26 protein-coding genes and 4 pseudogenes are annotated in these 23,440 nt (G+C 43.9%); 9 read left to right on the plus strand and 21 right to left on the minus strand.

The features are described from left to right. Positions 1-128 precede the first annotated feature (128 nt). On the plus strand, positions 129-395 hold the full coding sequence (gene rpsT, locus MY7_RS10860; RefSeq protein ID WP_003152876.1) for a 30S ribosomal protein S20: 267 nt from the start codon (positions 129-131) through the stop codon (positions 393-395). A gap of 16 nt (positions 396-411) precedes the next feature. On the opposite strand, the pseudogene holA reads toward rpsT, so the two are convergent. Both holA and MY7_RS19600 read right to left on the minus strand, forming a co-directional pair. Next, positions 412-1,453 (minus strand): annotated as a pseudogene (holA, locus tag MY7_RS10865) (DNA polymerase III subunit delta). A gap of 39 nt (positions 1,454-1,492) precedes the next feature. Further along, a pseudogene (locus tag MY7_RS19600) lies at positions 1,493-1,644 on the minus strand (hypothetical protein). A gap of 40 nt (positions 1,645-1,684) precedes the next feature. Between MY7_RS19600 and MY7_RS19245 the strand changes: the two are divergent. After that, entirely contained in the window at positions 1,685-1,819 is a 135-nt protein-coding gene (locus MY7_RS19245) for a YqzM family protein (protein ID WP_029326064.1), read from the plus strand. 18 nt (positions 1,820-1,837) lie between these two features. Here MY7_RS19245 and MY7_RS10875 read toward each other — a convergent pair whose 3' ends face one another. From MY7_RS10875 to MY7_RS10885, 3 genes are all read right to left on the minus strand, one after another. Next, positions 1,838-4,189: a DNA internalization-related competence protein ComEC/Rec2 gene (locus tag MY7_RS10875; protein ID WP_007612689.1), complete on the minus strand. Its 2,352-nt coding sequence runs from the start codon at positions 4,187-4,189 to the stop codon at positions 1,838-1,840. Further along, complete coding sequence (locus tag MY7_RS10880; RefSeq protein ID WP_003152868.1) at positions 4,190-4,759, minus strand: ComE operon protein 2; 570 nt, start codon at positions 4,757-4,759, stop codon at positions 4,190-4,192. A 66-nt stretch (positions 4,760-4,825) separates the two neighbouring features. After that, complete coding sequence (locus tag MY7_RS10885; RefSeq protein WP_007612692.1) at positions 4,826-5,440, minus strand: helix-hairpin-helix domain-containing protein; 615 nt, start codon at positions 5,438-5,440, stop codon at positions 4,826-4,828. Between the two features lie 58 nt (positions 5,441-5,498). Here MY7_RS10885 and comER point away from each other — a divergent pair, with 58 nt between their 5' ends. Then, complete coding sequence (gene comER / locus MY7_RS10890) at positions 5,499-6,320, plus strand: late competence protein ComER (RefSeq protein ID WP_007612693.1); 822 nt, start codon at positions 5,499-5,501, stop codon at positions 6,318-6,320. Between the two features lie 68 nt (positions 6,321-6,388). On the opposite strand, the gene MY7_RS10895 is transcribed toward comER, so the two are convergent. Genes MY7_RS10895 through MY7_RS10930 form a run of 8 tightly spaced genes read right to left on the minus strand, consistent with a single transcriptional unit; the run spans position 6,389 to position 11,394 of the window. Next, positions 6,389-7,126 (minus strand): class I SAM-dependent DNA methyltransferase, encoded by a 738-nt coding sequence (locus MY7_RS10895; RefSeq protein ID WP_007612694.1) that lies wholly within the window; start codon positions 7,124-7,126, stop codon positions 6,389-6,391. After that, the gene (rsfS, locus tag MY7_RS10900; protein ID WP_007408260.1) at positions 7,123-7,479 is read right to left on the minus strand and encodes a ribosome silencing factor; all 357 of its coding nucleotides are present in this window, start codon (positions 7,477-7,479) and stop codon (positions 7,123-7,125) included. The genes MY7_RS10895 and rsfS overlap by 4 nt, the downstream gene beginning before the upstream one ends. 17 nt (positions 7,480-7,496) lie before the next feature. Further along, a complete protein-coding gene (gene yqeK, locus MY7_RS10905; protein ID WP_014418422.1) occupies positions 7,497-8,057 on the minus strand; it encodes a bis(5'-nucleosyl)-tetraphosphatase (symmetrical) YqeK in 561 nt (186 codons plus the stop codon). Then, entirely contained in the window at positions 8,047-8,616 is a 570-nt protein-coding gene (locus MY7_RS10910) for a nicotinate-nucleotide adenylyltransferase (protein ID WP_007408258.1), read from the minus strand. Before MY7_RS10910 ends, yqeK begins: the two co-directional genes overlap by 11 nt. Before the next feature lie 10 nt (positions 8,617-8,626). After that, the gene (yhbY, locus tag MY7_RS10915) at positions 8,627-8,917 is read right to left on the minus strand and encodes a ribosome assembly RNA-binding protein YhbY (RefSeq protein WP_007408257.1); all 291 of its coding nucleotides are present in this window, start codon (positions 8,915-8,917) and stop codon (positions 8,627-8,629) included. After that, positions 8,911-9,753, minus strand: coding sequence for a shikimate dehydrogenase (aroE, locus tag MY7_RS10920; RefSeq protein WP_003152856.1), 843 nt, complete (start codon positions 9,751-9,753; stop codon positions 8,911-8,913). Before aroE ends, yhbY begins: the two co-directional genes overlap by 7 nt. Before the next feature lie 19 nt (positions 9,754-9,772). Then, positions 9,773-10,873, minus strand: coding sequence for a ribosome biogenesis GTPase YqeH (gene yqeH / locus MY7_RS10925; protein ID WP_007612696.1), 1,101 nt, complete (start codon positions 10,871-10,873; stop codon positions 9,773-9,775). A 2-nt stretch (positions 10,874-10,875) separates the two neighbouring features. Next, complete coding sequence (locus tag MY7_RS10930) at positions 10,876-11,394, minus strand: YqeG family HAD IIIA-type phosphatase (protein WP_007408254.1); 519 nt, start codon at positions 11,392-11,394, stop codon at positions 10,876-10,878. A gap of 357 nt (positions 11,395-11,751) precedes the next feature. On the opposite strand from MY7_RS10930, the gene MY7_RS10935 reads away from it, so the two are divergent. Further along, entirely contained in the window at positions 11,752-11,892 is a 141-nt protein-coding gene (locus MY7_RS10935) for a sporulation histidine kinase inhibitor Sda (RefSeq protein ID WP_003152850.1), read from the plus strand. Between the two features lie 132 nt (positions 11,893-12,024). Here MY7_RS10935 and MY7_RS20030 read toward each other — a convergent pair whose 3' ends face one another. From MY7_RS20030 to MY7_RS10945, 3 genes are all read right to left on the minus strand, one after another. Then, complete coding sequence (locus MY7_RS20030) at positions 12,025-12,159, minus strand: hypothetical protein (protein WP_254894354.1); 135 nt, start codon at positions 12,157-12,159, stop codon at positions 12,025-12,027. A gap of 75 nt (positions 12,160-12,234) precedes the next feature. Continuing rightward, complete coding sequence (locus MY7_RS10940; protein WP_007612698.1) at positions 12,235-12,966, minus strand: SGNH/GDSL hydrolase family protein; 732 nt, start codon at positions 12,964-12,966, stop codon at positions 12,235-12,237. Positions 12,967-13,035: 69 nt separating this feature from the next. Next, positions 13,036-13,770 (minus strand): polysaccharide deacetylase family protein, encoded by a 735-nt coding sequence (locus tag MY7_RS10945; protein ID WP_007612700.1) that lies wholly within the window; start codon positions 13,768-13,770, stop codon positions 13,036-13,038. 234 nt (positions 13,771-14,004) lie between these two features. Between MY7_RS10945 and MY7_RS10950 the strand changes: the two genes are divergently transcribed. Next, positions 14,005-14,631: a TVP38/TMEM64 family protein gene (locus tag MY7_RS10950; RefSeq protein WP_029326063.1), complete on the plus strand. Its 627-nt coding sequence runs from the start codon at positions 14,005-14,007 to the stop codon at positions 14,629-14,631. A gap of 38 nt (positions 14,632-14,669) precedes the next feature. On the opposite strand, the gene MY7_RS10955 is transcribed toward MY7_RS10950, so the two are convergent. Further along, on the minus strand, positions 14,670-15,047 hold the full coding sequence (locus tag MY7_RS10955) for a GNAT family N-acetyltransferase (protein ID WP_007612702.1): 378 nt from the start codon (positions 15,045-15,047) through the stop codon (positions 14,670-14,672). Continuing rightward, entirely contained in the window at positions 15,013-16,269 is a 1,257-nt protein-coding gene (locus MY7_RS10960; protein ID WP_007612707.1) for an MFS transporter, read from the minus strand. The genes MY7_RS10955 and MY7_RS10960 overlap by 35 nt, the downstream gene beginning before the upstream one ends. Positions 16,270-16,727: 458 nt before the next feature. Between MY7_RS10960 and sigK the strand changes: the two genes are divergently transcribed. From sigK to MY7_RS10980, 4 genes are all read left to right on the plus strand, one after another. Beyond that, positions 16,728-17,450, plus strand: a complete 723-nt coding sequence (sigK, locus tag MY7_RS10965) for an RNA polymerase sporulation sigma factor SigK (protein ID WP_029326062.1) — start codon at positions 16,728-16,730, stop codon at positions 17,448-17,450. A 470-nt stretch (positions 17,451-17,920) separates the two neighbouring features. Further along, complete coding sequence (locus MY7_RS10970) at positions 17,921-18,763, plus strand: sialate O-acetylesterase (RefSeq protein WP_007612711.1); 843 nt, start codon at positions 17,921-17,923, stop codon at positions 18,761-18,763. Continuing rightward, positions 18,760-19,287: a PadR family transcriptional regulator gene (locus MY7_RS10975; RefSeq protein ID WP_007612713.1), complete on the plus strand. Its 528-nt coding sequence runs from the start codon at positions 18,760-18,762 to the stop codon at positions 19,285-19,287. Before MY7_RS10970 ends, MY7_RS10975 begins: the two co-directional genes overlap by 4 nt. A gap of 424 nt (positions 19,288-19,711) precedes the next feature. Next, the gene (locus tag MY7_RS10980; RefSeq protein WP_007612715.1) at positions 19,712-20,584 is read left to right on the plus strand and encodes an AraC family transcriptional regulator; all 873 of its coding nucleotides are present in this window, start codon (positions 19,712-19,714) and stop codon (positions 20,582-20,584) included. A 450-nt stretch (positions 20,585-21,034) separates the two neighbouring features. On the opposite strand, the gene MY7_RS10985 is transcribed toward MY7_RS10980, so the two are convergent. The 3 genes and pseudogenes from MY7_RS10985 to tet form a co-directional block, all read right to left on the minus strand. Then, on the minus strand, positions 21,035-21,571 hold the full coding sequence (locus MY7_RS10985; RefSeq protein WP_007612719.1) for an ATP-binding protein: 537 nt from the start codon (positions 21,569-21,571) through the stop codon (positions 21,035-21,037). Between the two features lie 164 nt (positions 21,572-21,735). Then, positions 21,736-21,955: pseudogene (locus MY7_RS20080) on the minus strand (hypothetical protein). A 98-nt stretch (positions 21,956-22,053) separates the two neighbouring features. Further along, positions 22,054-23,424: pseudogene (gene tet, locus MY7_RS10990) on the minus strand (Tet(L)/Tet(K)/Tet(45) family tetracycline efflux MFS transporter). Positions 23,425-23,440 lie beyond the last annotated feature (16 nt).

The following is a 23,440-nucleotide window of genomic DNA, read 5'->3' on the forward strand; positions in this document are numbered from 1 at the left end:
AACGAAAAATACTTTACATTTATATTGCAATCTAAAGTTCTGTTTGATAGAATACAATTTGTTCTATTGTGAAGAAGATTTAACCTTAAGACACTGTGCTACAGGTTGTATCTTAGGAGGTGAAACACATGCCAAACATTAAATCAGCGATTAAACGTACAAAAACAAACAACGAACGCCGCGCTCATAACGCGACAATCAAATCTGCTATGCGTACTGCAATCAAACAAGTTGAAGCTTCTGTTGCTAACAACGAAGCGGATAAAGCGAAAACTGCTCTTTCTGAAGCAGCGAAACGCATTGATAAAGCAGTGAAAACAGGTCTTGTACACAAAAATGCCGCAGCTCGATACAAATCTAGACTTGCGAAACAAGTGAACGGACTTTCTGCATAATACAAAAACGATCCCTTTAACGGGGATCGTTTTTTTCATTCAGTCCGGAGAAGCTCAAGGAGAAAGAGCTCCAGCAAGAGCTGCTTGTCCTTTTTCCCCGTTTTCATTTCATAATCCATCACTGCGAGTCTTTCTATAATACGCCGCAGCTCTTCTTCAGAAAAAAGCCTCGCCTGATCCATCGCCAGCTTTACCCGGAAGGGGTGCACCTTTAAATTGGAAGCGATTTGCTTTTGGCCGTATCCTTGTCCTGCAAAATACTTTGTCTGCATAATCAGACGGAATTGGTTGGCGATCAGCGCCATAATTTTGATCGGTTCTTCGTTTTGTTTTAAAAGATCATAAAATATTTGAAGACTTTCCGTCCGTTTTCGGTTCACGATTTTGTTGATCAGCTCAAAAATATTCTGCTCCAAACTTCTTGCGACAAGCTCACGGACATCTTCAAGTGTGATCTCATGTCTGTCACCGGTGTAGGCGGAGAGTTTTTGTATTTCCTGATATATGGAAGACAGATGGCCGTTTGCAAGCAGAACCAAATGCTCGGCAGCTTCTGTATCGATCGTTTTATTTTCGGATTTCGCCAGATTAATCGTAAAATCAGTCGTCTCCTTTGCATTCAGCTCCTTAGCTTCAATCATAAGGGCTTTTTGCTTCAGCGCTTTCGTCAGCTTTTTCCGTTCGTCCAGTTTCTCATACGGAGCCACAATCACAAAGACCGTGTAAGGTGCAGGCTCCTTCAGATAAGTCTCCAGAGCGGCTGTATTATGCTCTATTTTTTCTTTCTTTTTTTCCCCTGTTAAAAAAGACGGATTTTTTACGATGACCAGCCGCTTCTCTCCCATAAACGGAAACGTTTCCGCATCGGTTACGGCCTGGTCAAGCGGATCTTCTTCAAGATCAAAAACAGACAGGTTAAAATCCTTTGTCTCCTCATCAACGACAGCTTGTCTGATCCGGCTGACAGTCTCTTGGAGCAGATACGTTTCTTTTCCGTATAAGCAATAAACGGAGCGGACATCCCCTTTTTTCAGGGCTTTCCAAACATCAAATACCATGATCGTATGACTTCCTCTCTTTCTTGATCCCCTTCTATCCTAAATTGAGTTCGGCAAATAGTAAAGAGGAAGCTTTAAGGACAGCTTCCTCATTTATAATAAACGCCTGATTCACAAGCTCCCGGGTCTGCTTGTAAAAAGGCGATAATCACAAGAACAGAAAACGTTACCATCACTTCTAGATTTTTCAAAACAATTCCAGTATACTTAGGGAAGTCAGGAGGGATGAAATTGAATGATTTTGAAAAAAACGTTCAAAGCAAACGAAATGATGCTGTTGACTCAGCTGTCGGTTTTGTCGTGTCCTTCGGATTTTTCGCCTTTTTGTTCGTGATGGCAACAGCCATCCATCTTGTCGGCTCTTAGCCGCATTCCGGGCTGCTGTCAATCGGCAGTCTTTTTTACTTCTTGCGCCCTGGTTTCTTCTATATCATATGGAGGGAAGACAGAAAACGTTCCGGCACCTTTTTTAAATCTGTATTGAATCGTTCCGCTGACATCGGTGCGAAGCACATTGACAGAGTACGCCTTCAAACGATCCAGCACTTCTTCATGCGGATGATGGTATCGATTCTCTTTTCCTGCTGAAATCAGCGCTGCTTCCGGCTGAAGCTGTTTCAAAAAGGCTTCACTCGTAGAGCTTTTGCTGCCGTGATGACCCGCCTTCAATATATCAGCCTTCAGTTTCGAATACGTTTTCAGCACTTCCGTTTCGCCGTCCGATTCTAAATCTCCCGTCAAAAGCCAGCTCACTCCGCCTAAAACCGTCCAAAGCACCAGTGACGAATCATTTTTACTCCTTCCGTCAGACGACTCCGGAGACAGCACCTGAAACTGAAGATCACCGGCTGTAATGGTGTCGCCCCGCTTTGCTTCGGCAATGGGAATGTTGTTTTCTTTCGCCATATTTAATATGTTCTGATCTTTCGGTTCTTTTACGAATCCCACGGGGACAATTAACCGTTTGACTCTATGATTTTTGATTAACACTCCGGCTTCTCCGATGTGATCTTGATCCGCATGGGTTAAAATCAGCGCATCCAGCTTTTTCACCCCTTTTCCGTTTAAAAACGGAATCAAAACCTTCTCGCCGATTGAATACGGGTGGCGTTTTTCTTTCCATGATTCTCCGGGATAAGAAATCACTCCCCCTGTATCAACCATTACGGTCCCTTTGCGGTGCGGCGCGCTTATAAACAGTGAGTCTCCCTGCCCGATATCAAGCATATCCGCTTCTCCCCATGGACTGAAATACGGACGGCATATTAAATAAGCCAAAACCGCGCAGAAAAAAAGAGCCGATTTCCTGAGTTTTAAAAAACCTCCCTTTTCCAAAGCCGCAAAAAGCGTAAAAACGGAAACCGCAAGCAGAAGAAGGGAAACAAAGTCAGGCTTTGACACAATCATAGTAAATAAATCAACTGATGCCGCATATGTAATGAAATCATGCACAGGCTTCATCACAAGGTCGAACATATCAAACAAACATTCTCCCATCTGCCTTGAAAGTAAAAGAAGAAGGAAACCGATGACAGAAACCGGAATGACAAATAACGTATAAAATGGCACCATCACCATATTCATCGGAAAACTGACAAGTGAAATCTGCTGAAAATGGTAGAGAAGAAACGGAAGTGAGCTGAGCTCCGCAATGAATGAAGCCATCGCAAGCCCGGCAAGTCTGCTTTTCCCTGCTTTCTTTAAAATGGAGGATGACAGAATTAAAGAGGCGCTTACCGCAAAGGAAAGCTGGAAGCCCGCCTGCCAAAGGAAGTAAGGATTAAACAGCAGGAGCAGCAGATAAGACAGGGACAATGCAGCAGAGGAATGAATGCCGCGTTTAACAAGAGTTCCGGCGATATAAAATCCCAGCATGAGGGATGCGCGCAATACGGATGGGGCGGCACCGCTCAGCAACGTATACACCGGCAAAAACAGCAGCAGCAAAATTCCCGCTTTTTCTCTTGTCAGCCCGATTCTGATCAGAGCATAAAATAATCCCGCCGTAATAAGACCGACATGCATTCCGGAAATCGCCATTAAATGAACGACTCCTAAATTTTGATATGCACTCAGTATATCGTCCTCTATAGAAAATCTTTCACCTAAGGTCAGCGCTTCAACAATTCCGGCGGAAGATTCAGGCACGTGATTCCGAATGATCGAAATCAAATTTTTTCTGATGTTCAGCAGTTTAAACAGCGGCTGTTTGGATTTTTCACACTGCTGAATGGAAGTCACGGAAAATAACCAGTGAATCTGCTGAGAGTAAAGATATTCCTTATAATCAAAACCTCCGGGAACCGTCGCATGTGCAGGCTGTTCCAGAGAGCCTGTAAACGTGCAGCGCATCCCCGGTTCAAGCTGTTCAATGAGTATCTTTTCCTCAAGAGAACGGATTTTGTACGAAGCCGCCCATTTTTCCTTGTCATGTGTATGGATAACAGCTGATATTTTCGCTCCGTCAACTTTCGGAATATTAGTGATGACGGCCTGTTCAGTATAACTGCCGGCCTGATACCGCGTTACATTCGCAGCGTCACAAACCGTATAAAGAAAGAAATAAACACAAAAAGAAACGAGGCAGACGATAACCGGAGCATGCTGCTTTGTTTTTACAATAATAAAGAGAAGATACAGAAGAAAAAGGAGCAGAACCCAGAAGACATGAGCGGCGGCAATTCCCGCAGTTGCAGAAACCGCCGCCAGAGGCAGAAGAAGGTATTTATATTTCATTTATACGTAACTGGTAAACAGCTCATTGGCCTGTTCATGAATTTTTTTCAGTTCATCTGCCTTAACCCCCGCATCAGATAATTGCTGAATCAGACCTGCTACAAAAGACAATTTTTCACGGTTTTTCAGATCGATGATCATCTCATCAAGTTCGACCTGCTCCACCTTGACTCCGGCTTGGCTGAACAGCTCTTTTGCATAAGGCTGCGTTTTGTAATCTTCGGCATAATAAACCGTTTTGATGCCTGCCTGGATAATTGATTTGCAGCATTGAATACAAGGATAATGCGTCACATAAATTTCGGCGCCCTCCGTCGGAACACCAAACTTAGAACATTGCAGAATCGCATTCATCTCTGCATGTATGGTCCGCTGGCAATGATTATCTATTAAAAGACATCCTTCATCAGCGCAATGGACGCCGCCGGCGATTGAGCCGTTGTATCCGCCGGCAATCATCCGCTTATCTCTGACTACGGTTGCCCCGACTGACAGTCTCGGACATGTGCTTCTCAGCGCCAGCAAATGGCTTTGCGCCATAAAATATTGATTCCATGAGATTCGTTCCACAAGTGTTCCCTCCAAAAAGTCTTGTTGCTTTTCTAAGTTTACATAGATTTAAGCAGAACCGTCAATTCACTTTACCGTAATGGAAGTTTTTATCCGCTCAAATGACTTTTCTCCAAAGCCTGATACATTCATCAAATCTTCAGCAGTCTGAAACCGTCCTTTTTCTTCTCGGTAGGCGATAATCGCTTCCGCTTTTTTCTGCCCCACCCCGGAAATCGCCTGAAGTTCGTCCAGAGATGCCGTATTGATATTGACAGCTGCATTCTCCTTTTCACCCGCTGCTGTTTTCGGGCGATTCTCCTCTTCGCCTTCACTCGGAATATAAACAATCGTCCCGTCCTGCAGCTGCTCTGCTAAATTAACTTTCAATTCATCCGCCTTTTTCTTCAGGCCGCCGGCTTTTTCAATGGCTTGCGTCACTCTGTCTCCCGCTTTCATTTCATACACGCCGGGATTTCGGACCGCGCCTTTCACATCAATCATAATCTTGTCGTCTGCGGTGTCTTTTTTGTCCGCGACGGATGCTGAGGCTGTTTGGCCGAGCACGGACTGCTGTTTGACCGGCTCTTCCTTTTCAGAACGAAACAGCCAAATGCAGATAAAAACCGCCCCTGCTACAAGACAAGCGCCCAGAATTTTCAGGTTCCGCCGCAGCCGCTCCGTCATCATCGCTTTCGTCATATTGCATTGCCTCCCCGCATAAGGTTTAGAGGATTAAGGGAAAAAGGAGGGGAATTCATTGAAAATAGGCTTTATCGGCACCGGAAACATGGGAACGATCCTGATTGAATCGTTTATCGAATCAAACGCTGCCGATCCCTCACATATCACCATCACAAACAGAACAATCGAAAAAGCATTAAAACTAAAAGAACGTTTCAGCGGCATCTATGTCACCGAGGATCAGGAAAAGCTCGTACAGGAAAATGAAATAATATTCATTTGTGTAAAACCGCTGGATATATATCCTTTGCTGAAGAAACTCACACCGCATTTACGGAAAGATCACATTTTAATCTCCATTACCAGTCCCGTTCAGACGGATCAGATTGAACATACGGTTCCGTGTCAGACGGCCCGCGTCATTCCGAGCATTACGAACCGCGCCTTGGCCGGCGTCTCGCTTGTTACGTTCGGCAAAAGCTGCAGCGAGTCTGCAAAAGCGGATATTCAAACGCTGTTCACTCATATTTCAAAACCTGTGGAAATCAGCAGCGGCATTACAAGAGCGGCGTCAGACATTGTCAGCTGCGGGCCCGCTTTTATGAGTTATCTCGTTCAGCGCTTTATTGACGCGGCAGTGGAAGAAACGGACATCACCAAAGAAGAAGCCGTGATTATGTCGACGGAAATGCTTGTCGGTCTCGGAAAGCTTCTGGAAACAGGGCATTACACGCTTCCCGCCTTGCAGGAAAAAGTATGCGTAAAAGGCGGCGTCACCGGGGAAGGACTGAAGGCTCTCGAAAGCGGTGTTCAGGATATGTTCAACCGTGTCTTTCAGCGTACACATGACAAATACGATGAAGATATATCGTTAGTGAAGAAGCAATTTCACGTGTAACTGAGTATGCCATAAAGTGCTTTATCTCGCCAATCGCAAAAAATGCATTTTAAAAACCATCGTTCCGTTTAAACGATGGTTTTTGGTTTGCCTGCCGTGAAGAAAAGACGTTCAGACTCTGTTGAAGGAGGCCGGTCTGTAAAATCAGCCGTCACCTTCTTCAGTTCAAATCCGGTCTCTGCAAGCATTTGTTCATATTCTTCAATGTAAAATGTTTTTTGCTCATGCGTCTCGTCATAGCGGTCATAAGATTGTCCGTTCCATACGAAAAAGGACATATCATGGATGACAGAAAGCCCTTCATCGCCGGCAAAGCTTTGCCAGATATAGCTGATCTGCTCATCCTGATCCGCATGGGTGCTGTCCGGAAAAAGCTCCGTCATTTTATATGGGGAATGGACGTCAAACAGAAGCAGGCCGTCCTCCTTCAAAACTTGAAAAACACTTTTGAAGGTGCTTAAGACATCATTTTTCGTTTTTAAGTAATTTAGGGAATCACAGCAGATGACTACAGCATCAAACTGTTCTTCAAAACCGGAAAGCTCTCTCATATCCTGCTGGAGAAAAAGAATCGGCTTTCCCGTTTTTTTCTGCTGGGCACAGCTCAGCATATCTTCACTCAAATCAATCCCCGTGACTTCGCAGCCTTTTTCAGCAAGCCTGATGGATATTTCTCCGGTTCCGCAGGCAAGATCAAGCACCCTTCCCTTTTCCGGAAGAGACGCTTCGATCCAGCCCGCCCATTCATCATACGGCGCATGTGACATTAACTCGTCATATACACCGGCGAAGCCTTGGTAAATCATGAGTTCAAGCCGAGCTCAAGCTCTGCGAGCGGCGCGTCGCCCCATAGCTTTTCAAGATTGTAGTAGCTTCTTTCATCTTTATGGAAAACGTGGACAATGACATCGCCGAGATCAACTAAAATCCAGCGGGCCTCATCAAACCCTTCCATCTTTTTGACATCAATGCCGTTTTCTTCTGCCTGATCTTTAATTTCACGCGCAATTGCCTGAACCTGCTTATCAGAATTCCCGTGGCAGATTAAAAAGTAATCCGCTATAAGTGAGATTCCTTCCATGTCCAGCGCTAAAATATCTTCTGCACGTTTATCGTCGCATGCTTTTGCCGCGATTTTTAATACGGAAGCTTGATTCATTCTTCAAATTCCTCCTGTCAATTTTGAGACACCAGCCAATTATAGGTTGCAAACGTCTCCGGAAAGACCGGCTGGTTTTTTTTCATCAGAAATATCATTGTATTTTTCATTGCTTGTATGAGCGCTTCGTTCAGATCTGTTTCCGCCAGACGGCGCACCTCTTCCACTCCGGGAAAATGGCGGCCGGGTTCAATGTAATCCGCAACGTAAATGACTTTGTCTAAAAGGGTCATTCCGGGACGCCCTGACGTGTGATAGCGGATTGCATCCAAGATCTCAGGATCAGTGATCCCCGCTTCTTTCTCAGCCAGATACGCTCCCACAGGGGCATGCCACAGCTCGGCATTGTAATCCAAGAGCTCAGCCGGCATTTTTTCCCGCACGATGATCTGCTTCATTTCTTCTTTCGGCCGGAATTTCGCATAATCATGAAAAATGGCCGCCATTTCCGCTTTTTTCGGGTCTGCTCCGAACCGGCCTGCGAGAATAACCGCCGTATCTGTCACGCCGATTGTGTGGATGTAGCGATGCTCGGTCAGCTGTTCTTTGACGCAGGCAAGTGCTTCCTCACGATTCATATAAATCATTCTCCTCTATATACTGCCTCACTTTATCCGGCATTAAGTATTGCGTCGGCTTTTTTGCTTTGAGACGTTCTCTCAGCATCGTTGACGAAACGTCAAATTCCGGAACGTCGGCAAAAAGCAGCGGGTACGGGGTCTCAATATGATACCCCGGGCGCCGCACTCCGATAAATTGAATGAGCGTGAGCAGTTCGTCCAGTTTGTACCATTTCGGCAGATATTCAATCATATCCGCCCCGATAATAAAGAAAAGCTTGTCGTTCGGGTGCCGCTCCTTCAGTAAACGGACAGTATCATAGGTATAAGAAGGGCCTTTCCGGTCCATTTCCGCAAGCTCAAGCTTAAAGCCGGAATTCGAGCTGATGGCAAGCTTCAGCATCTCCACCCGGTGCCGGCTGTCTGTAAAGTCTTCATTCTGCTTATGCGGAGGGATTTTATTGGGCATAAACCAAATCTCATCGAGCTCCGCCTGATGAAGGACTTCATTAGCCATCAGAAGATGTCCGTTGTGCGGAGGGTCAAATGTGCCCCCGAATATTCCGATTTTCTTCATGTCAACCACCTTACGGAAGCTCGATTTGTTTATTTTCCTTTGACTCCTTATACAATACGATCGTATTTCCGATCGTCTGCACCAATTGTGAGCGGGTGCCTTTCACAAGGGCTTCTGCGACATCATTTTTATCGTCTTCGCAGTTTTGAAGCACGCTGACTTTAATCAGCTCTCTTGCTTCTAAAGCCTCGGCAATCTGTTTCACCATGTTTTCGTTGACTCCGCCTTTTCCCACTTGAAAAATAGGCGTTAAATGATGCGCTTTTGAACGCAAAAACCGTTTTTGTTTTCCTGTTAACATTGTGTTCCTCCTAGTTTTCCTTCAACAATTGCTCTCATTAAGCCGCTGTCAGGCTCTTGTTCCGTCCACAGCTTGAAAGACAGTGCGGCCTGTTCCACAAACATGCCGACACCGTCAAGGGTTGTTAAACCTCTTTTTTCAGCTTCTTTTAAGAACGCCGTTTGAATCGGGTTGTATACGATATCACAAACGATGGCGCCCGTTTTGGCCCGTTCCAATGAGAGCGGCACGGCATCCGTTTTCGGATACATGCCGACAGATGTTGTATGAATAATGACGTCATATTGTTCAAGCTGATTTTCAGCTTCTTTTAAAGTAAGGGCGCGTTTCTGCTGAAAAGAGGGAGCAGCCGCAATCAGACTTTCTGCTTTTTCCGGCGTGCGGTTGCAAACGTCAAATTGTTTCGGCTCTCTGCGGACGATCGTCGTAAAAATCGCTCTTGCCGCTCCTCCCGCCCCAATCATAAGGATGGAGAGCTCTGATATCGGTTTGTCCAATACTTTGACTAAGGATTTATAAAACCCATCTCCGTCAGTATTATACCCGATGAGCCTGTCTCCCTCTCTTTTAACGGTATTTACGGCCCCGAGTACTTTCGCGCTTTCATGTATTTCATCCAGATGCTCCATGATCGCGACTTTATGCGGGACTGTGACGTTCACTCCGCAGATGCCAAGCGCCTTGATTCCGTTAACGGCGTCCTTGAGATGATGAGGTTCCACCTGAAACGCAAAATACTGCCCGTTGATGTTCTTATCTTGCAAAGCCGCGTTATGAATATCGGGTGACATTGAATGCCCGATCGGATTTCCGATTACTCCGTACAATTGTTTCATGCTCCCTCTCCCCTTCTCTCTATATTAATGAACGGCGGACAAATACGTGTACGCCTTTCGGAGCGTATGCCGTTATTTTTTTATCTGCTTGCTGCACCGTGACCCAGCCGAGACCGGAAAAAACGATATCCGTCTTTCCTTCTTTAATCGAAAACGTATGGGGTTGAAGCTCCGGAAATTCATCCAAATGATCTTTTCCGGGCGGGGTAAGCAGTTCTCCCGCATGCTTTTCGTATAAGGCATCAGCATTTTCAAGCTTTGTTCTGTGAATCATCAATTCATTCGGCATATAGCAGACAAACGCTGTTTTATCGCCTGATACATAGTCAAACCGGGCAAGCCCGCCGAAATAAAGCGTTTGTTTTTCATTCAGCTGAAAAGTGCGCGGCTTCAGTTCTTTTTTCGGTGTCAGCACCTTTAAGTCACGCTTGTCCACGTAATGCGCCATCTGGTGATGGTTAATGATTCCCGGCGTATCATAAAGCGCAGATCCGTCATCAAGCGGGATTTCAATCGCATCAAGTGTCGTGCCCGGAAATTGAGACGTAGTGATAATATTCTCTTCCCCTGAGACCTCTTTAATAATCCGGTTGATAAATGTGGATTTGCCGACATTGGTACAGCCCACCACATACACATCGCGGTCTTCGCGGTAATGTTCAATGGCGTCAATGACTTCTTTCATCCCTTGTCCGCGGGAAGCGCTGATTAAAAAGACATCAAGGGGTTTTAAGCCGTATTCTTTCGCTTCGCGTTTCATCCATTGAACGAGCCGTTCCCGTTTTACGGATTTCGGCAGGATATCGGCCTTATTACCGACAAGAATGATCGGATTACCGCCGACAAAGCGGTTCAGCCCGTTTATCCAGCTTCCGTTAAAATCAAAAATATCAACGACTTTGACAATAAGAGAGTCAGTATCGCCGATTGTGTGCAAGATATTTAAAAAGTCATCATCCGTTAATGAAACATCTTGAATTTCATTGTAGTTTTTCAGTCTGAAGCAGCGCTGGCAGATGACATTCTCCTTTGTGAGAGATGCCTTTGGCGCGTATCCGAGACCTTGTTTATCCTCGGTCTGGATCGTTACTCCGCAGCCGATGCAAACAACCTTTTCCATTTCTAATCCTCCCACTGAATATGGCCTTTACGTTTCAAAGAACTCAATATTCTCCGTTCAATCCGGCGGTTAAAGCGCGTCATGACTCCGTCAGAGGAAGCGACAGGCACGACGAGGATCGTATGATACCCGTTTCTGTTTCCGCCGAGAACATCGGTAAGCAGCTGATCGCCGATGACCACACAGTCTTCTTTTTTCAGATCCATGCTGCTGACGGCTCTTTTAAAGGCGCGCCCCATCGGTTTTCTTGCCTTATAAATAAACGGTATGCCAAGCGGCTCCGAGAATAATTTCACTCTTCGTTCATTATTATTGGAGACGATCGTGACTTTAATGCCGTGCTCCTTCATTTCTTCAAACCACTCGATTAATCGAGGTGTCGCACTCGGTCTGTCCCACTCCACAAGCGTGTTGTCAAGGTCTGTAATAATCCCTTTCACATTGCGTTCTTTGAGCTTTTCCGGTGTGATATGAAATATATTTTTCACAAATTCGTCAGGTAAAAAAAACTTTTTTAACAAAACCCGCACCCTTCCTTTTCTTTCTATCATCTATATGTCGAAACCTGTCAGATTTAAAAACAAAGTCGGACACAGTAAAAAAATTTCGACAAAAATTGGGTTTCTTCACCAGTTGTGGATAAAATTACACACATTATCCACTCTTATTACATCCGGATTTATCCAGATTATAAACAAGATACTAACAAGTTATCCACTTACGAGTGTGGATAACAGAACGATTGTTCTTATTTGTATTTCATGGTAGATTAAAGATAACCTCACCATGATTGAAACGCAACCTTCCATCATATGCTTGCGTCTGATGATTGATTACAATTGTAAGGAGGTGCCACTCCCATTAATTGGGTCCCCGGCATGAGAAAGCTTTCTGATGAATTACTAATAGAATCTTATTTCAAAGCCAATGAAATGAATTTGAGCCGTGAATTTATCGAGTTAATTGAAAACGAAATCAAAAGAAGATCGCTCGGACACATTATTTCCGTTTCTTCTTAAACAGAAAAAAGTTCCCGGGCGAATTTCCTTTTTTTACTCAGATGACTGATATTATATCACTTCGGTTATGCGCATTACTACCACTTTCAACAAAAAACACCCCTAAAATAGAGGTGTTTAAGAGGACGGCTGCTATATATTGAACCAATACAGACCGCCCAGGACGAGAATGACGACGAGCAGCACAACAAAAAATGCGTACCAGTACCCCGCATTCACCCGAGGAGGCGGGCATACAGGATGTTGCGGAGGGAAACCGCGGTTCATAGCAATCGCCTCCAAAAAGATGTTTTTTCTACAGCCTATGAAGCAGAAGCAAAACGGTTTAGGCAGCTGACGGCGTCAGCGTTCCAAAACCCGCCCATTTTTTATGCCTTCAATTAAGATTCTGGCGCCTTTTGGCGTCATATGATTTCCGGAGGGATCTATCAGTCCGGATTGAACCAGCGCCCGGTCTGTATCTTTGCCGCCGTCCGCGCGTATAAAGTGTTTCCAGTTATCCACCAGCGGCACTTTCAACTCAGCTGCAACCTGCCTCGTAACGCCGTTATAGGAATTATGCCATTTTCTCGCGCCGCCTTTTTCTTTAAAGGCTGAGGCTTTATATCTCGAATAGTAATAGAGATGATGCGTTCCGTTTCCTTCTATAACCGGGATGCACGTCATTAAAATCGGCTTTATGCCGTGATTTCTGCTTTCGTTTATGAAATAAGTCAGGTTTTCTTTAAACCGTTTCTTTGATACCCGCGGCTGATCGCCCGTCAAAATGCCCGCATCATTTGTTCCGAACATGATAAATAAATATCGGGGCTTACGGTCCAGCACGTCGCTTTGAAAGCGCAGGCGCGCATCCTCAGTCGTCTGGCCGCCTATTCCCGCATTTATAACCGTAAGACGGCCGCGTTCCGCTGTCTTTAATATGTTTACCCACTGCTGCGCCTTCGGATAATCACGATAATCCCAGTTGGAACCGCGCGTATTGCTGTCGCCGAACGCGACAACACTTTTTTCTTTGCCCGCAGCGCATCCTGATAACAGACAGATTATCGTAATAAAAAGAACAGCAAACTTCATTTTCTCTCCCCCCAAACCTTACCTCCTATGGTACACATCTCTTTGGCGGCTTTCAACGCGGCGCTCTCTTTACTGGATATGAAAAGGACCGGAATCCTGTCCGATCAAATCCGAAACCTTAACAAACGTGTAGCCCTGCTTTTTAAGCTTGGGAATGATTTCTTTCAAAGCCTCAACCGTCTGGCGCCGGTTTCCTCCGCCGTCATGCAGAAGAACGATATCTCCATCTCTGGCATGTGAAACAACGTGCCTGACGATTTTTCCTTTCCCGGGCCTTTTCCAGTCTCTCGGGTCTTGGTTCCATGACCACATGATGATATGATAGCCCTCTTTTAAGATGCTTTTGAAAGCCGTATGATTCAGCGACCCTCCCGGCGGGCGGAATAACTTGTCCCCTTCCGGCTGAAGCGATGTGATATGATGCGCGGAGCTGTGAAGCTCTTGTAAAATGTCTTTGCGTTTCAGACGGTGAAAATAAACATGGTTCATCGTATGGTTGCCGATTTCATGCCCTTCTTCAACGATGCGTTTTGCCGTTATGGGGTATTTGTCTATACGGCTCCCGACACAAAAAAAGGTTGCTTTAACATTGTGCTGTTTCAGCACGTCTAACACAGCCTCCGTATAGACAGGATGGGGGCCGTCATCGAAGGTTAAAGATAGTTTCTTTTTTTCAGACCTTATATCCCAGTACACGTTTCCCGTCTTCTCCATGTCACTTCTTTTTAAAGATTTTGCATCGGCGGACACGGCAGTGAGACTCGTGAGGACGCATATCATGATGATCAGATGAAAGCATCTCAACGTTTACACCTCCAGTAAACACTACTGTTAACGTGTCCCCTTTTATAAAAAATGATTCTCTGCATCAAATGATTTACATCACCCGCTTCCCGCTTGTTTTTGTCCAAATCCGGGTGCAGCCGTTTCTCATCAAACGGCAAATGCTGATAAACAAATACGCTTATCGGACAGCTTATTTTAATAGAAGGAGATAGATTTGTGCTGTATACTAAATGAAAAGAGGTGAACGTGCAGATGATAAAAAAGGGATTCAGTCTTGCCGTCATCATTGCTGTCGTAATGATCGGCTTTATGCAAAAAGACGTCTGGCTCAGCATGATTCGCGCGGGCGGCATGTACGCCGTGCTTATGAGTATCCTTCTGGTCGCAGCTGACGTATTTTTTCCGATTGTTCCATTCGCCATTATCGCGGCCTTAAACGGAGCGGTTTTCGGGATTGTAAACGGGGTGTGGATTACATTGTCAGGCGCGATGCTCGGAACAATGGCATTGTTTTTTCTCGTCCGGTACGGATTCAGAGACTGGGCCAGAAAAAAGCTGCTGGCTTACCCGGCCGCGGCCCAATATGAAGATTCATTTCATCAGCACGCGTTTACGGCGGTGCTTTTCGGGCGGCTGATTCCGATTATACCGTCGCTTGCCATGAATACCGTCTGCGGGCTGAGTAACATCCGATGGCCGATCTTTTTTTCTGCGTCGGTGCTCGGCAAAATTCCGAACATTGTGATCGTGACGGTCGCAGGCGCTTCATTTACAAGCAACAAACTGCTGTCTTTCGGGATTTACGGAATGTATATGCTCTTCTTAATGGCGGTCGTTTATAAGAAGTTTCCCGGCCTTTTAAAAACAACGAAAAAATGAAGCGCGTACCGCCCCCTATTCCGGCGGTACGGCTCCTCTCATTCTGAACCGACCACTACCATATTTTTCTTTCTGTAAAATGACAAAGCCGCTCTGAAAAACTGCCTCACGTATTGATGCAGTTTCGTTCCGCACCTCCTTCCCCTCTGCTGCTCAGTCATATAGTAAAGGTGCACATAACCGTCTTTTTGGCTGCGGTAAAATTTGATGGAAGCTTCAAGCTGTCCGATCGGCTGCCCGTTATGAAAAAGCAGCATAAAACCGTCGGGAAAGCATTTGATTTGGGATGACAGCCACCTGAGATATTCATCCTTATTAAAATGATCCGCCGTGCCAAAGCTGACGAAAAACGAATCCTCACGAAACGAAACGGCCGTCTCTTTATGTTTGTTTAAATTGATCCGCTTGAAATACATCAGGAGTCCTCCTTCTTGCGGCCGCAAATAAGAACGAGCATAAAACGGCTGCCAACGCCAGCATAACAGCAGCGCCTGCGATGACGATGCCGCGGACGGAAGAACTGACAGAAGCCGCTCCGAAAACCGCTGTTACTACTATAATGAAGACGGCTTCGACTAATGAATAAAAGCTCCCCACTCTCCCCATGATGTCCACCGGAACATTCTTTTGATAAAACGTCAGAAAGCCTGTATTGGCAAACGCCAGAAAAAAAGCGAGAAGGAAAAATCCGAAAGCAGCCGTCCAAAAAACGTCAGAAAACGCATAAATCATATATCCGGCCGCTGTGAATAAAGAGCCCATTCCCATCAATAAAGAAGCCGGCATTTTTTTATTAAAGAACACATTGACAAGCGCTCCCGCAATAATGCCTGCCCCTGAGACACTGACGAGAAAACCGTAATCGGCATCAGTCAGCTGAAGAACCTCTTTTGCAAAAGCGGCTTCAAGCGAATCAAGCGCTGATGGCATAACGGTCATGACCAGACTGAATAAAAAATAAATGATCATGACGTTTCGCGCTGTTCGGCTGAAGCGATAGACGAGCTTCCAATCTTCTTTGTAAACTGCCAAAGAAAGCTTCTGTGCGGGAGAATGTACGTGAGGCCCATTTTCAAGGTTCGGCAGCATCATCGTAATGAAACCGGACAGCACTAAAGCCGCCGCATTCACCCAAATCGCAAAAATCGGCGTGCCGGCAATAAAAAGCAGCCCGGCCGCAGCCGGTCCGAGGAGAAAAGCCCCTGATTCCGACAAAGCCCTTAGTGAATTGAATCGTTTTCTCCTTTCAGCGGGGATAAGCATCGTCACATACGCCATGGAACACGGACGAAACATCGCATTGGCCATTTGAATCAAAAATACGATACAATAAACGGAAAATAAAGACCGTGCAGTAAACATCAGCGGCAGAACGGCAATGAGTGCAGCCCGGATGAAATCAAGCGACATCATCATATTCCGTTTGTTGCACCGGTCGATGATGCTGCCCGCCCACCCATTTGTCATCAAAACAGCCGCAGGCCTGATTAAATAAAGGATGGAAACCGCAAAAGCAGACCCCGTTTCTTTTAAGACAATAAGATTAAGAGACAAAAAATAAATCCATTCACCAATATTTGATATCCCGATTCCGGTTAACAGGAGCATCGGGTACCGCCAAGACTTCAGGTTTTTCATCTTATCCCTCCCTTAGAAATAAAAAACGCCCTCAAGACAATAAAGTCTTGAGGACGGGAAACAGCCCGCTATGCCACCTCAATTCGGTTTGGTGCCGGCCTTGCCGGGTACAAAGCTTACTCGGTAACAGGAGTATCCGCCGCATCATCCTCGTGTTGCATGATTCCGATGCGAAGCTAAGAGGTTTGTTTCAACACATCCATTCATACTCCTTCACAGCTCCCGGAGCTCTCTGTCATGAATGATATCTGTCTACTCGTCTCTTCAGCGCTTTTCGGTTATATTGTTTTCACCCTTACTTTTTTCAACAATATACAGGCTCAATCAGCAAAAATCAAGAGGCTCCAATAAATAAAACCCGATTTTGATTAATTTCCCTGTACAGACACAAACAGCCCTACCGACACATACAGTTACATATAGGCGATTGCCTACATAACTTTGTGGAGGTGAGGACGGTGACAGGTGTTTTTGCAGCGCTCGGGTTTATTGTGAAAGAACTTGTGTTTTTAGTATCATACGTGAAAAATAATGCCTTTCCACAACCGCTCTCAAGTAATGAGGAGAAAAAATACTTAGACCTTATGGCTGAAGGAGATGAACACGCCCGGAACATGCTGATCGAACATAATCTCCGTTTAGTCGCCCATATTGTGAAAAAATTCGAAAACACGGGAGAGGACGCAGAAGATCTGATCTCCATCGGTACAATCGGGCTGATCAAAGGAATTGAAAGCTACTCAGCCGGAAAAGGCACGAAGCTTGCCACATATGCCGCACGATGTATTGAAAATGAGATTTTAATGCACCTGCGCGCATTGAAAAAAACGAAAAAAGACGTCTCCCTTCATGATCCGATCGGCCAGGATAAAGAAGGGAATGAAATAAGCCTGATCGATGTCCTCAAGTCGGAAAGCGAAGATGTGATCGACACTATTCAGCTCAACATGGAACTTGAAAAGGTCAAAAAATATATCGACATTTTAGACGACCGCGAAAAAGAAGTCATCGTCGGCCGCTTCGGGCTTGATTTAAAAAAAGAAAAAACGCAGCGCGAGATCGCAAAGGAGCTCGGCATTTCAAGGAGTTATGTGTCGCGGATTGAAAAACGCGCATTGATGAAGATGTTCCATGAGTTTTACCGGGCGGAGAAGGAGAAGCGGAAGAAGAAGGGAAAGTGAGCGAAAAGCCGGATCTGACATCCCGGCTTTTTCTGCATTTTAGGACATTGCTCCTCAAGTATAACTTCAGGATTTAAAAATAAAACATAACAAATGAATAGAATTAGTACAATCGTTAACCTTTTTAATAATTTTTTATTGATATTTAACCCTTCAACATAGCCCTCCCTTTTTAACAATCCATTTCATTTGGGCTCCCCCCATCATTGAATGTATTTCCTACGAAAAATGATTTTGAACCTCATAGGAACCCTTACATGACAGGGTTTTTGTTGTTTTTTCATTGTTTATCAAGACCTAAAGCAAAAGAACTTGCTAATTCTCAAATACATCCACCAAATTTTCAATGTTAGTTTGTTTTTCATACATACTAATAAAAAAATAAAACCTAGTTAAAACTTTACAAGACAAGCTGAATGGACTATAGTCTAATTAGACTAAAATATTGATGTAAAGAAGTGAAAAATTAAATGATAAAGTCTTTTTTAATGTTGGGGCAGTCGAATATGGCGGGCCGTGGATTTTTGAATGAAGTAGACCCTATCTATAATGAAAAAATTAAAATGCTGCGCAATGGACAGTGGCAGATGATGACAGAGCCGATTAATTACGACCGTCCGGTTTCCGGCGTTGGCCTGGCCGCATCTTTTGCAGATGCATGGTCGAAAGCTCATCCCGATGAAGAAATTGGCTTGATCCCGTGTGCGGAAGGTGGCAGTTCATTGAATGACTGGCATCCGGCAGGCATCCTTTTTCAGCATGCTTTGTCCGAAGCCCGCTTCGCCCTCCAATCCAGTCAAATTTGCGGAATCCTTTGGCACCAAGGTGAGAGTGACAGTTATCGTTCGCTGCATGAAACTTATTACGAGAAAATAACTCTTGTCATCGAGACGCTAAGAAACGAGTTGAAACTTGATGAGGTACCGTTGATTATTGGAGGGCTTGGTGACTTTCTTGGGAAGACTGGTTTTGGACAGCACGCGACTGAATTTCGACAGGTTAATGAACAATTGCTGCGTTTTGCTAATGAACAACAGAATTGTTATTTTGTTACTGCGGCAGGTCTGACTGCGAATCCTGATGGCATTCATTTAGACGCAGCGTCACAACGCAAATTCGGTTACCGCTATTTCGAGGCTTTTTCGAAAAAGCACCATATCCTGAAACCCATTTCGGGAGAGGAGCAATCACTGAAAGTGAATAGTGACTATTCTAAAACAGAACAGATTTACCTTCATAGTATGGATTTGGCTTCGGGTAAAATCACGTACGCGGAATTTGAGGCGCGGATGGCGAAGGTGATGAAACCATGATTCCCTTACTTATCCTTGGCTTGCTCATCCAAAACCCCGGAGCTCACGGCTATGAACTTCTGGCTTTAATGGAAAAACGTCATTACAAATACATTGTTAACTTCACGAAAGGTTCATTTTATTACAATCTGCAGCAACTTGAAGAAAAGTGTTTGATTGAACAGATTCAGCAGAAACCCTCAACCAGCGGGCGTGAAATCCGTAACTTTAACGTCACAGAATCGGGAAGGGCAGAATTCGAGAAATTAATGATCAAATACGGGACCAAATCGGAATATGTGAACCTGCAATTTTATGGGGCGTTACTCTTTGCTGATGAATTCGACAAAAGTAAATTACTGGATCTGATCCAATCACAAATCGATCAGACTAAAACTCGAATCGAGCTCCTTGATGAATACCTGTCCACCACTCAAGAAATTCCCGGCACAATCAATTACTTTCGCCGTATGAACGAAAATTCCCGTTCACATCACTTGGTTAATTTAGAGTGGTTCGAGAAATTGAAAGCAGAAATAGAGTGAACTATTGCATAATAAAAAATGCAATGTTACATATATAAGAATATTAGTTACCTACATATAAAACCTGTGTCGCAGATATCTAGTAACACCATTGATACAGGTTTTATACTCCTTCTTTCATTAAACCAGTTGAACATCGTTCTCGACATAAACTGAAATTTTTTATCTACCTCTGCGTAAGCAACTTTCAATTGATTGATATTAACCCCCTCCAACAAGAAAACTCCGTCTTTTTCTATTCAATATAAAACAATGATAACTTTCTTTCATCTTATGAAATCCAAGCAGTTATTAGGTGGTTTTCTGTACAAATACAGGTGAATAACTTAATTTATTACATATAAGTTATCCTGCAAAACTGTGCACGAAATGTCGGGTAGATACATTTCGCTCCTGTTATTCTTTGTTAAAGGAGGTCAAATAAATGGATTCGCTTAAAAGGATGAACAGCGCATTAACGTATATTGAAGAAAACCTCACGAACGATATTGATTTCAAAGAAGCAGCAAGGCTTGCTTTCTGCTCTGAATATCATTTTAAAAGGATGTTTTCCTTCCTTACAGGTATTTCATTATCGGAATATATTCGCCGCAGACGTCTTACTCTTGCAGCTTTTGAACTTAAAGACAGCAGCGTAAAGGTGATTGATCTTGCAATAAAATACGGTTATCACTCACCAGATTCTTTTGCACGAGCATTTCAAAATCTGCATGGCATAAGACCATCAGAAGCTAAACATAATGGCCATTCACTTAAAGCTTATCCGCGAATGACCTTCCAGTTATCAATCAAAGGAGGAAATGAAATGAACTATCGCATTGAAGAAAAAGAGGCATTTCGCATCGTCGGCATTAAAAAAAGAGTTCCTATTTTGTTCAAAGGCGTGAATCCTGACATTGCATCGATGTGGGAAAGTTTAGATGAAGCAGCAATCAATCAACTAAAAGAGCTTTCTAATGTAGCGCCTGTAGGACTTATTAGTGCATCCACGAACTTTTCTGAAGGCCGGACAGAGGAAAACGGAGAGCTTGATCACTATATTGGCGCAGCCACAACGAAACATTGCCCAAATCATCTATCACAGCTTGAAGTCCCTGCCTCAACGTGGGCTGTATTCGAAGCAGCCGGATCATTTCCGGATGCACTGCAGGAAGTATGGGGGCGGATTTATTCCGAATGGTTTCCATCGTCACATTATGAACAAATTGAAGGCCCAGAAATCCTGTGGAATGAGCATAAAGATGTAACATCGCCATCTTTTAAAAGTGAAATTTGGATACCCATTTCAAAAAAGTAATATATCTTACAATGAAATTAGAGGAATTAAAGGTTTTAAGGAAGGGGTCTTATCCCTTCCTCTTTATGTCACTAACCCGATCTGCGGCAATATTGATGCCACCAATCTTCGAATTGAGTTTTTTAATGAGCAGAGCCGATCTTACTGAAAATATAAATTGAGGTGTATTGCGTTTTGATGATCTGCTTCTCACTTCTTATTTTCCGCCTTAACGTCCGATCATTTCTGCAATTCTTCCCCAAAGTCTGACGTTGATGATTGACCGCCAAGTCTCCCGTTTTGATTCCTGCCTTCACGGTTTCCCGAAGTGAGTTTTCTATTAATTCCGCTGCTTCTTTCCGAAAATAAATCACTTCAAAACAGACAAACTGAAAGCGGTATAAAAAAACAGCTCCGTTAAAATGGCCGGAACTGCCTTTGAATTTTGGATTTTGCAGTTATCTCCATCCGTTAGTTTGAATTCAGATAATCCAAGACACGATCAACTCTTTCATTGACTGAGTAATCTCCTTCAATTTTTAGCAATGGACAAGATAAATCTGCCATCCAATGTTCGTGTAAAGCTTTGCTTCTAACTTCCATTCCGGCATTATCATATAAAGAAGCCCACTCTAAAAATGTTTTTGATTGTTCATATTTACTGCCGCCGGCTAACACTTCGTTTCCATAACGCTGAAATTCCCTCTGCCTTAATCTCTCAAGCCGTATATCTTGCGGAATCCATAAGAAGATGACAAGGTCAAAATAACTTTTTAGATCATCGCCCCAGCCGCAAACTGCGCCAGAAAGAATCCATTTCTCATTTATTGTAAAGTCTTTTTCAAGCAACTTTCTTCTTTCAGGAATTTCTCTTTTCTTAGTGAATTTATCTGTCCAATAGTAATCATCAGTATCAAGATGCGTATGAGGCAAATGCTTTGATAATGCAACACCCAATGTTGAAGTTCCGACTCCGGAGGCTCCCAGTATGTGAATATTTTTTTTCATAGTTCCCTCTCCTTATAAAGCAACGAAACTCCCTGTCCGCTGCACAAGGTTCTTACTATTATTTTAATATAAATTCCCAAAAACCTTCACTTTGACAGGGGAATCCAAATGCGTGTTAAAACCATACTGCTTACGAACTTCATGGTCATTTTCAAACAGAATGATTAACTTTCTCTCCGGCCTATTTTAATATCCTCATACACTTTCTCAAAAGTCTCGATTGGCAGTGAAAACTTGGTTGTTTTCTCGTTACGATAATTGATCATGATCTCAATTTGATTATTTTTTTGTTCAAACTCAATAAGTGCATTCTCCCATTTATCTCTGATTGAAATGATACAATTTCCATTTTTCTTTTCCTTTTTTCTTATAAATGTAATTCACTTTAACTCCCCTTTCATTGATCGCCAAAAGGTTTCGGAATAAGGAAGCTCCTCAAAAAAAGGATCAAAACTTCTATCAAGTTTGATCCTTTTCCCTTTTTAGTCATTTCTTTGCGAACGTTTATAGACATTCATGGTTACCAGCCAGCTCATAACAACGATTCCTGCAAAAAGAATGAGCATATTACTGTACAAATAAGCGGAATGATCAGCGTTAACAGGCAGCAAGCCTTTGATCCAGCAAGCGGATCGATAATAAACCGCCTGCAATCGAAATACCCGTTCCCTCTGATAAAAAGCTCGTAAAACTAAGCAGACTCCGCCGGCTTCCTTTTGTTTCAAACTGCCAGACACAATTGTAGATATAACTGTGTTTTTGTGAAGGAGAGCCCCCCAAAAACAAAAACGATTATAACGGTCATGAGCCAAGGTGCCGCATCTATGAAAAAGGCAGCGATTAAAAAACTGGAAGACATCAATGCAATCCCAATGGTCAGCACATATAAAGAACCTTTCCGATCAACAAGCCATCCTCCAATGTAACCGAAGATGATGACGCTCATCGTCCCGGGGAACATAATCCCGCTTCCAATTGCCGCAGTACTTAAATGGTGAACATCTTTCATCATATAAGGAACCATAGACACAAATCCTGCAGCAGTGCCGAATATCAGGCCTCCGCAAAGGACGCCCATCATAAACAAGACATTTTTCCCCAGTGCAGGGTCAACAAAGGGATTTTGAGTTTTCCTAATATGTTTCAAATATCAGGAAAGCTAGAATACTGATGATCAGAAAAGACATTCTATATGACGTTGTAAACAGCAGAAAAAATACGATGCCTGCAGACATTAATATAATCCCCGTCATATTAAAGCGCCCGCTGATTCTTTCTTCCTTTTCCAGCAGTTTCATCAGGAATGGAACGGTGATAACTGTTGCTGTCGGAATAAGCAGCAAATATGACCAGTGAATATAATGAGCAATCATTCCGCCAATAGCTGGTCCGGCACCTTCCCCCATTGCTACCAGCGACCCGATCAGACCAAATGCTTTACCCCTGTTTTCTTTCGGAATATAGCGTATTACTGCAACCATCACAAGAGCCGGGAATGCGGCTGCACCAGCCCCTTGAATAAATCGGGCCAGAATGAGTACAGGAAAGAAAGAGTGTCCGACAAATCCAATGATCGACCCGAAGCCATTTACCATAATTCCAAATAGGAGCAGCTTTTTGATGCCCAGCTGATCTGATAACTTCCCATACAGAGCAGTTCCGATGGAAAAGGTTAACATAAAGGCCGTGTTCACCCAGTTTGCACTCGCTGGCAGTTTATGAAAATTGTTGGCGATATCAGGCAACGAGACGTTCAAAACCATTTCATTGAATACGCTGAAAAATGACAGAACACAAAGCCAAATGAACACTTGGTTGTGCCGTAAAGCTGACTGTGAATAAGGCGTATTCACAACTTTCCCTCCATTA

This window comes from Bacillus sp. 5B6, from assembly GCF_000259405.1.
GTDB classification, from domain to species: Bacteria; Bacillota; Bacilli; order Bacillales; family Bacillaceae; genus Bacillus; species Bacillus velezensis.

Excerpts from the sequence above, each read along its gene's own strand:
- MY7_RS10970 (WP_007612711.1), top strand. The coding sequence starts at position 17,921 with ATGATAAAGTCTTTTTTAATGTTGGGGCAGTCGAATATGGCGGGCCGT.
- MY7_RS10955 (WP_007612702.1), bottom strand. The coding sequence starts at position 15,047 with ATGTATTTCAAGCGGATCAATTTAAACAAACATAAAGAGACGGCCGTT.
- MY7_RS10975 (WP_007612713.1), top strand. The coding sequence starts at position 18,760 with ATGATTCCCTTACTTATCCTTGGCTTGCTCATCCAAAACCCCGGAGCT.
- MY7_RS10885 (WP_007612692.1), bottom strand. The coding sequence starts at position 5,440 with ATGACGAAAGCGATGATGACGGAGCGGCTGCGGCGGAACCTGAAAATT.
- MY7_RS20030 (WP_254894354.1), bottom strand. The coding sequence starts at position 12,159 with ATGAACCGCGGTTTCCCTCCGCAACATCCTGTATGCCCGCCTCCTCGG.
- MY7_RS10980 (WP_007612715.1), top strand. The coding sequence starts at position 19,712 with ATGGATTCGCTTAAAAGGATGAACAGCGCATTAACGTATATTGAAGAA.
- yqeH (WP_007612696.1), bottom strand. The coding sequence starts at position 10,873 with ATGGAAAAGGTTGTTTGCATCGGCTGCGGAGTAACGATCCAGACCGAG.
- aroE (WP_003152856.1), bottom strand. The coding sequence starts at position 9,753 with ATGAAACAATTGTACGGAGTAATCGGAAATCCGATCGGGCATTCAATG.
- MY7_RS10960 (WP_007612707.1), bottom strand. The coding sequence starts at position 16,269 with ATGAAAAACCTGAAGTCTTGGCGGTACCCGATGCTCCTGTTAACCGGA.
- yqeK (WP_014418422.1), bottom strand. The coding sequence starts at position 8,057 with ATGAATCGTGAGGAAGCACTTGCCTGCGTCAAAGAACAGCTGACCGAG.
- MY7_RS10895 (WP_007612694.1), bottom strand. The coding sequence starts at position 7,126 with ATGATTTACCAAGGCTTCGCCGGTGTATATGACGAGTTAATGTCACAT.
- MY7_RS10950 (WP_029326063.1), top strand. The coding sequence starts at position 14,005 with ATGATAAAAAAGGGATTCAGTCTTGCCGTCATCATTGCTGTCGTAATG.
- MY7_RS10985 (WP_007612719.1), bottom strand. The coding sequence starts at position 21,571 with ATGAAAAAAAATATTCACATACTGGGAGCCTCCGGAGTCGGAACTTCA.
- MY7_RS10935 (WP_003152850.1), top strand. The coding sequence starts at position 11,752 with ATGAGAAAGCTTTCTGATGAATTACTAATAGAATCTTATTTCAAAGCC.
- MY7_RS10910 (WP_007408258.1), bottom strand. The coding sequence starts at position 8,616 with ATGAAGAAAATCGGAATATTCGGGGGCACATTTGACCCTCCGCACAAC.
- MY7_RS10940 (WP_007612698.1), bottom strand. The coding sequence starts at position 12,966 with ATGAAGTTTGCTGTTCTTTTTATTACGATAATCTGTCTGTTATCAGGA.
- rpsT (WP_003152876.1), top strand. The coding sequence starts at position 129 with ATGCCAAACATTAAATCAGCGATTAAACGTACAAAAACAAACAACGAA.
- rsfS (WP_007408260.1), bottom strand. The coding sequence starts at position 7,479 with ATGAATCAAGCTTCCGTATTAAAAATCGCGGCAAAAGCATGCGACGAT.
- MY7_RS10875 (WP_007612689.1), bottom strand. The coding sequence starts at position 4,189 with ATGAAATATAAATACCTTCTTCTGCCTCTGGCGGCGGTTTCTGCAACT.
- yhbY (WP_007408257.1), bottom strand. The coding sequence starts at position 8,917 with ATGTTAACAGGAAAACAAAAACGGTTTTTGCGTTCAAAAGCGCATCAT.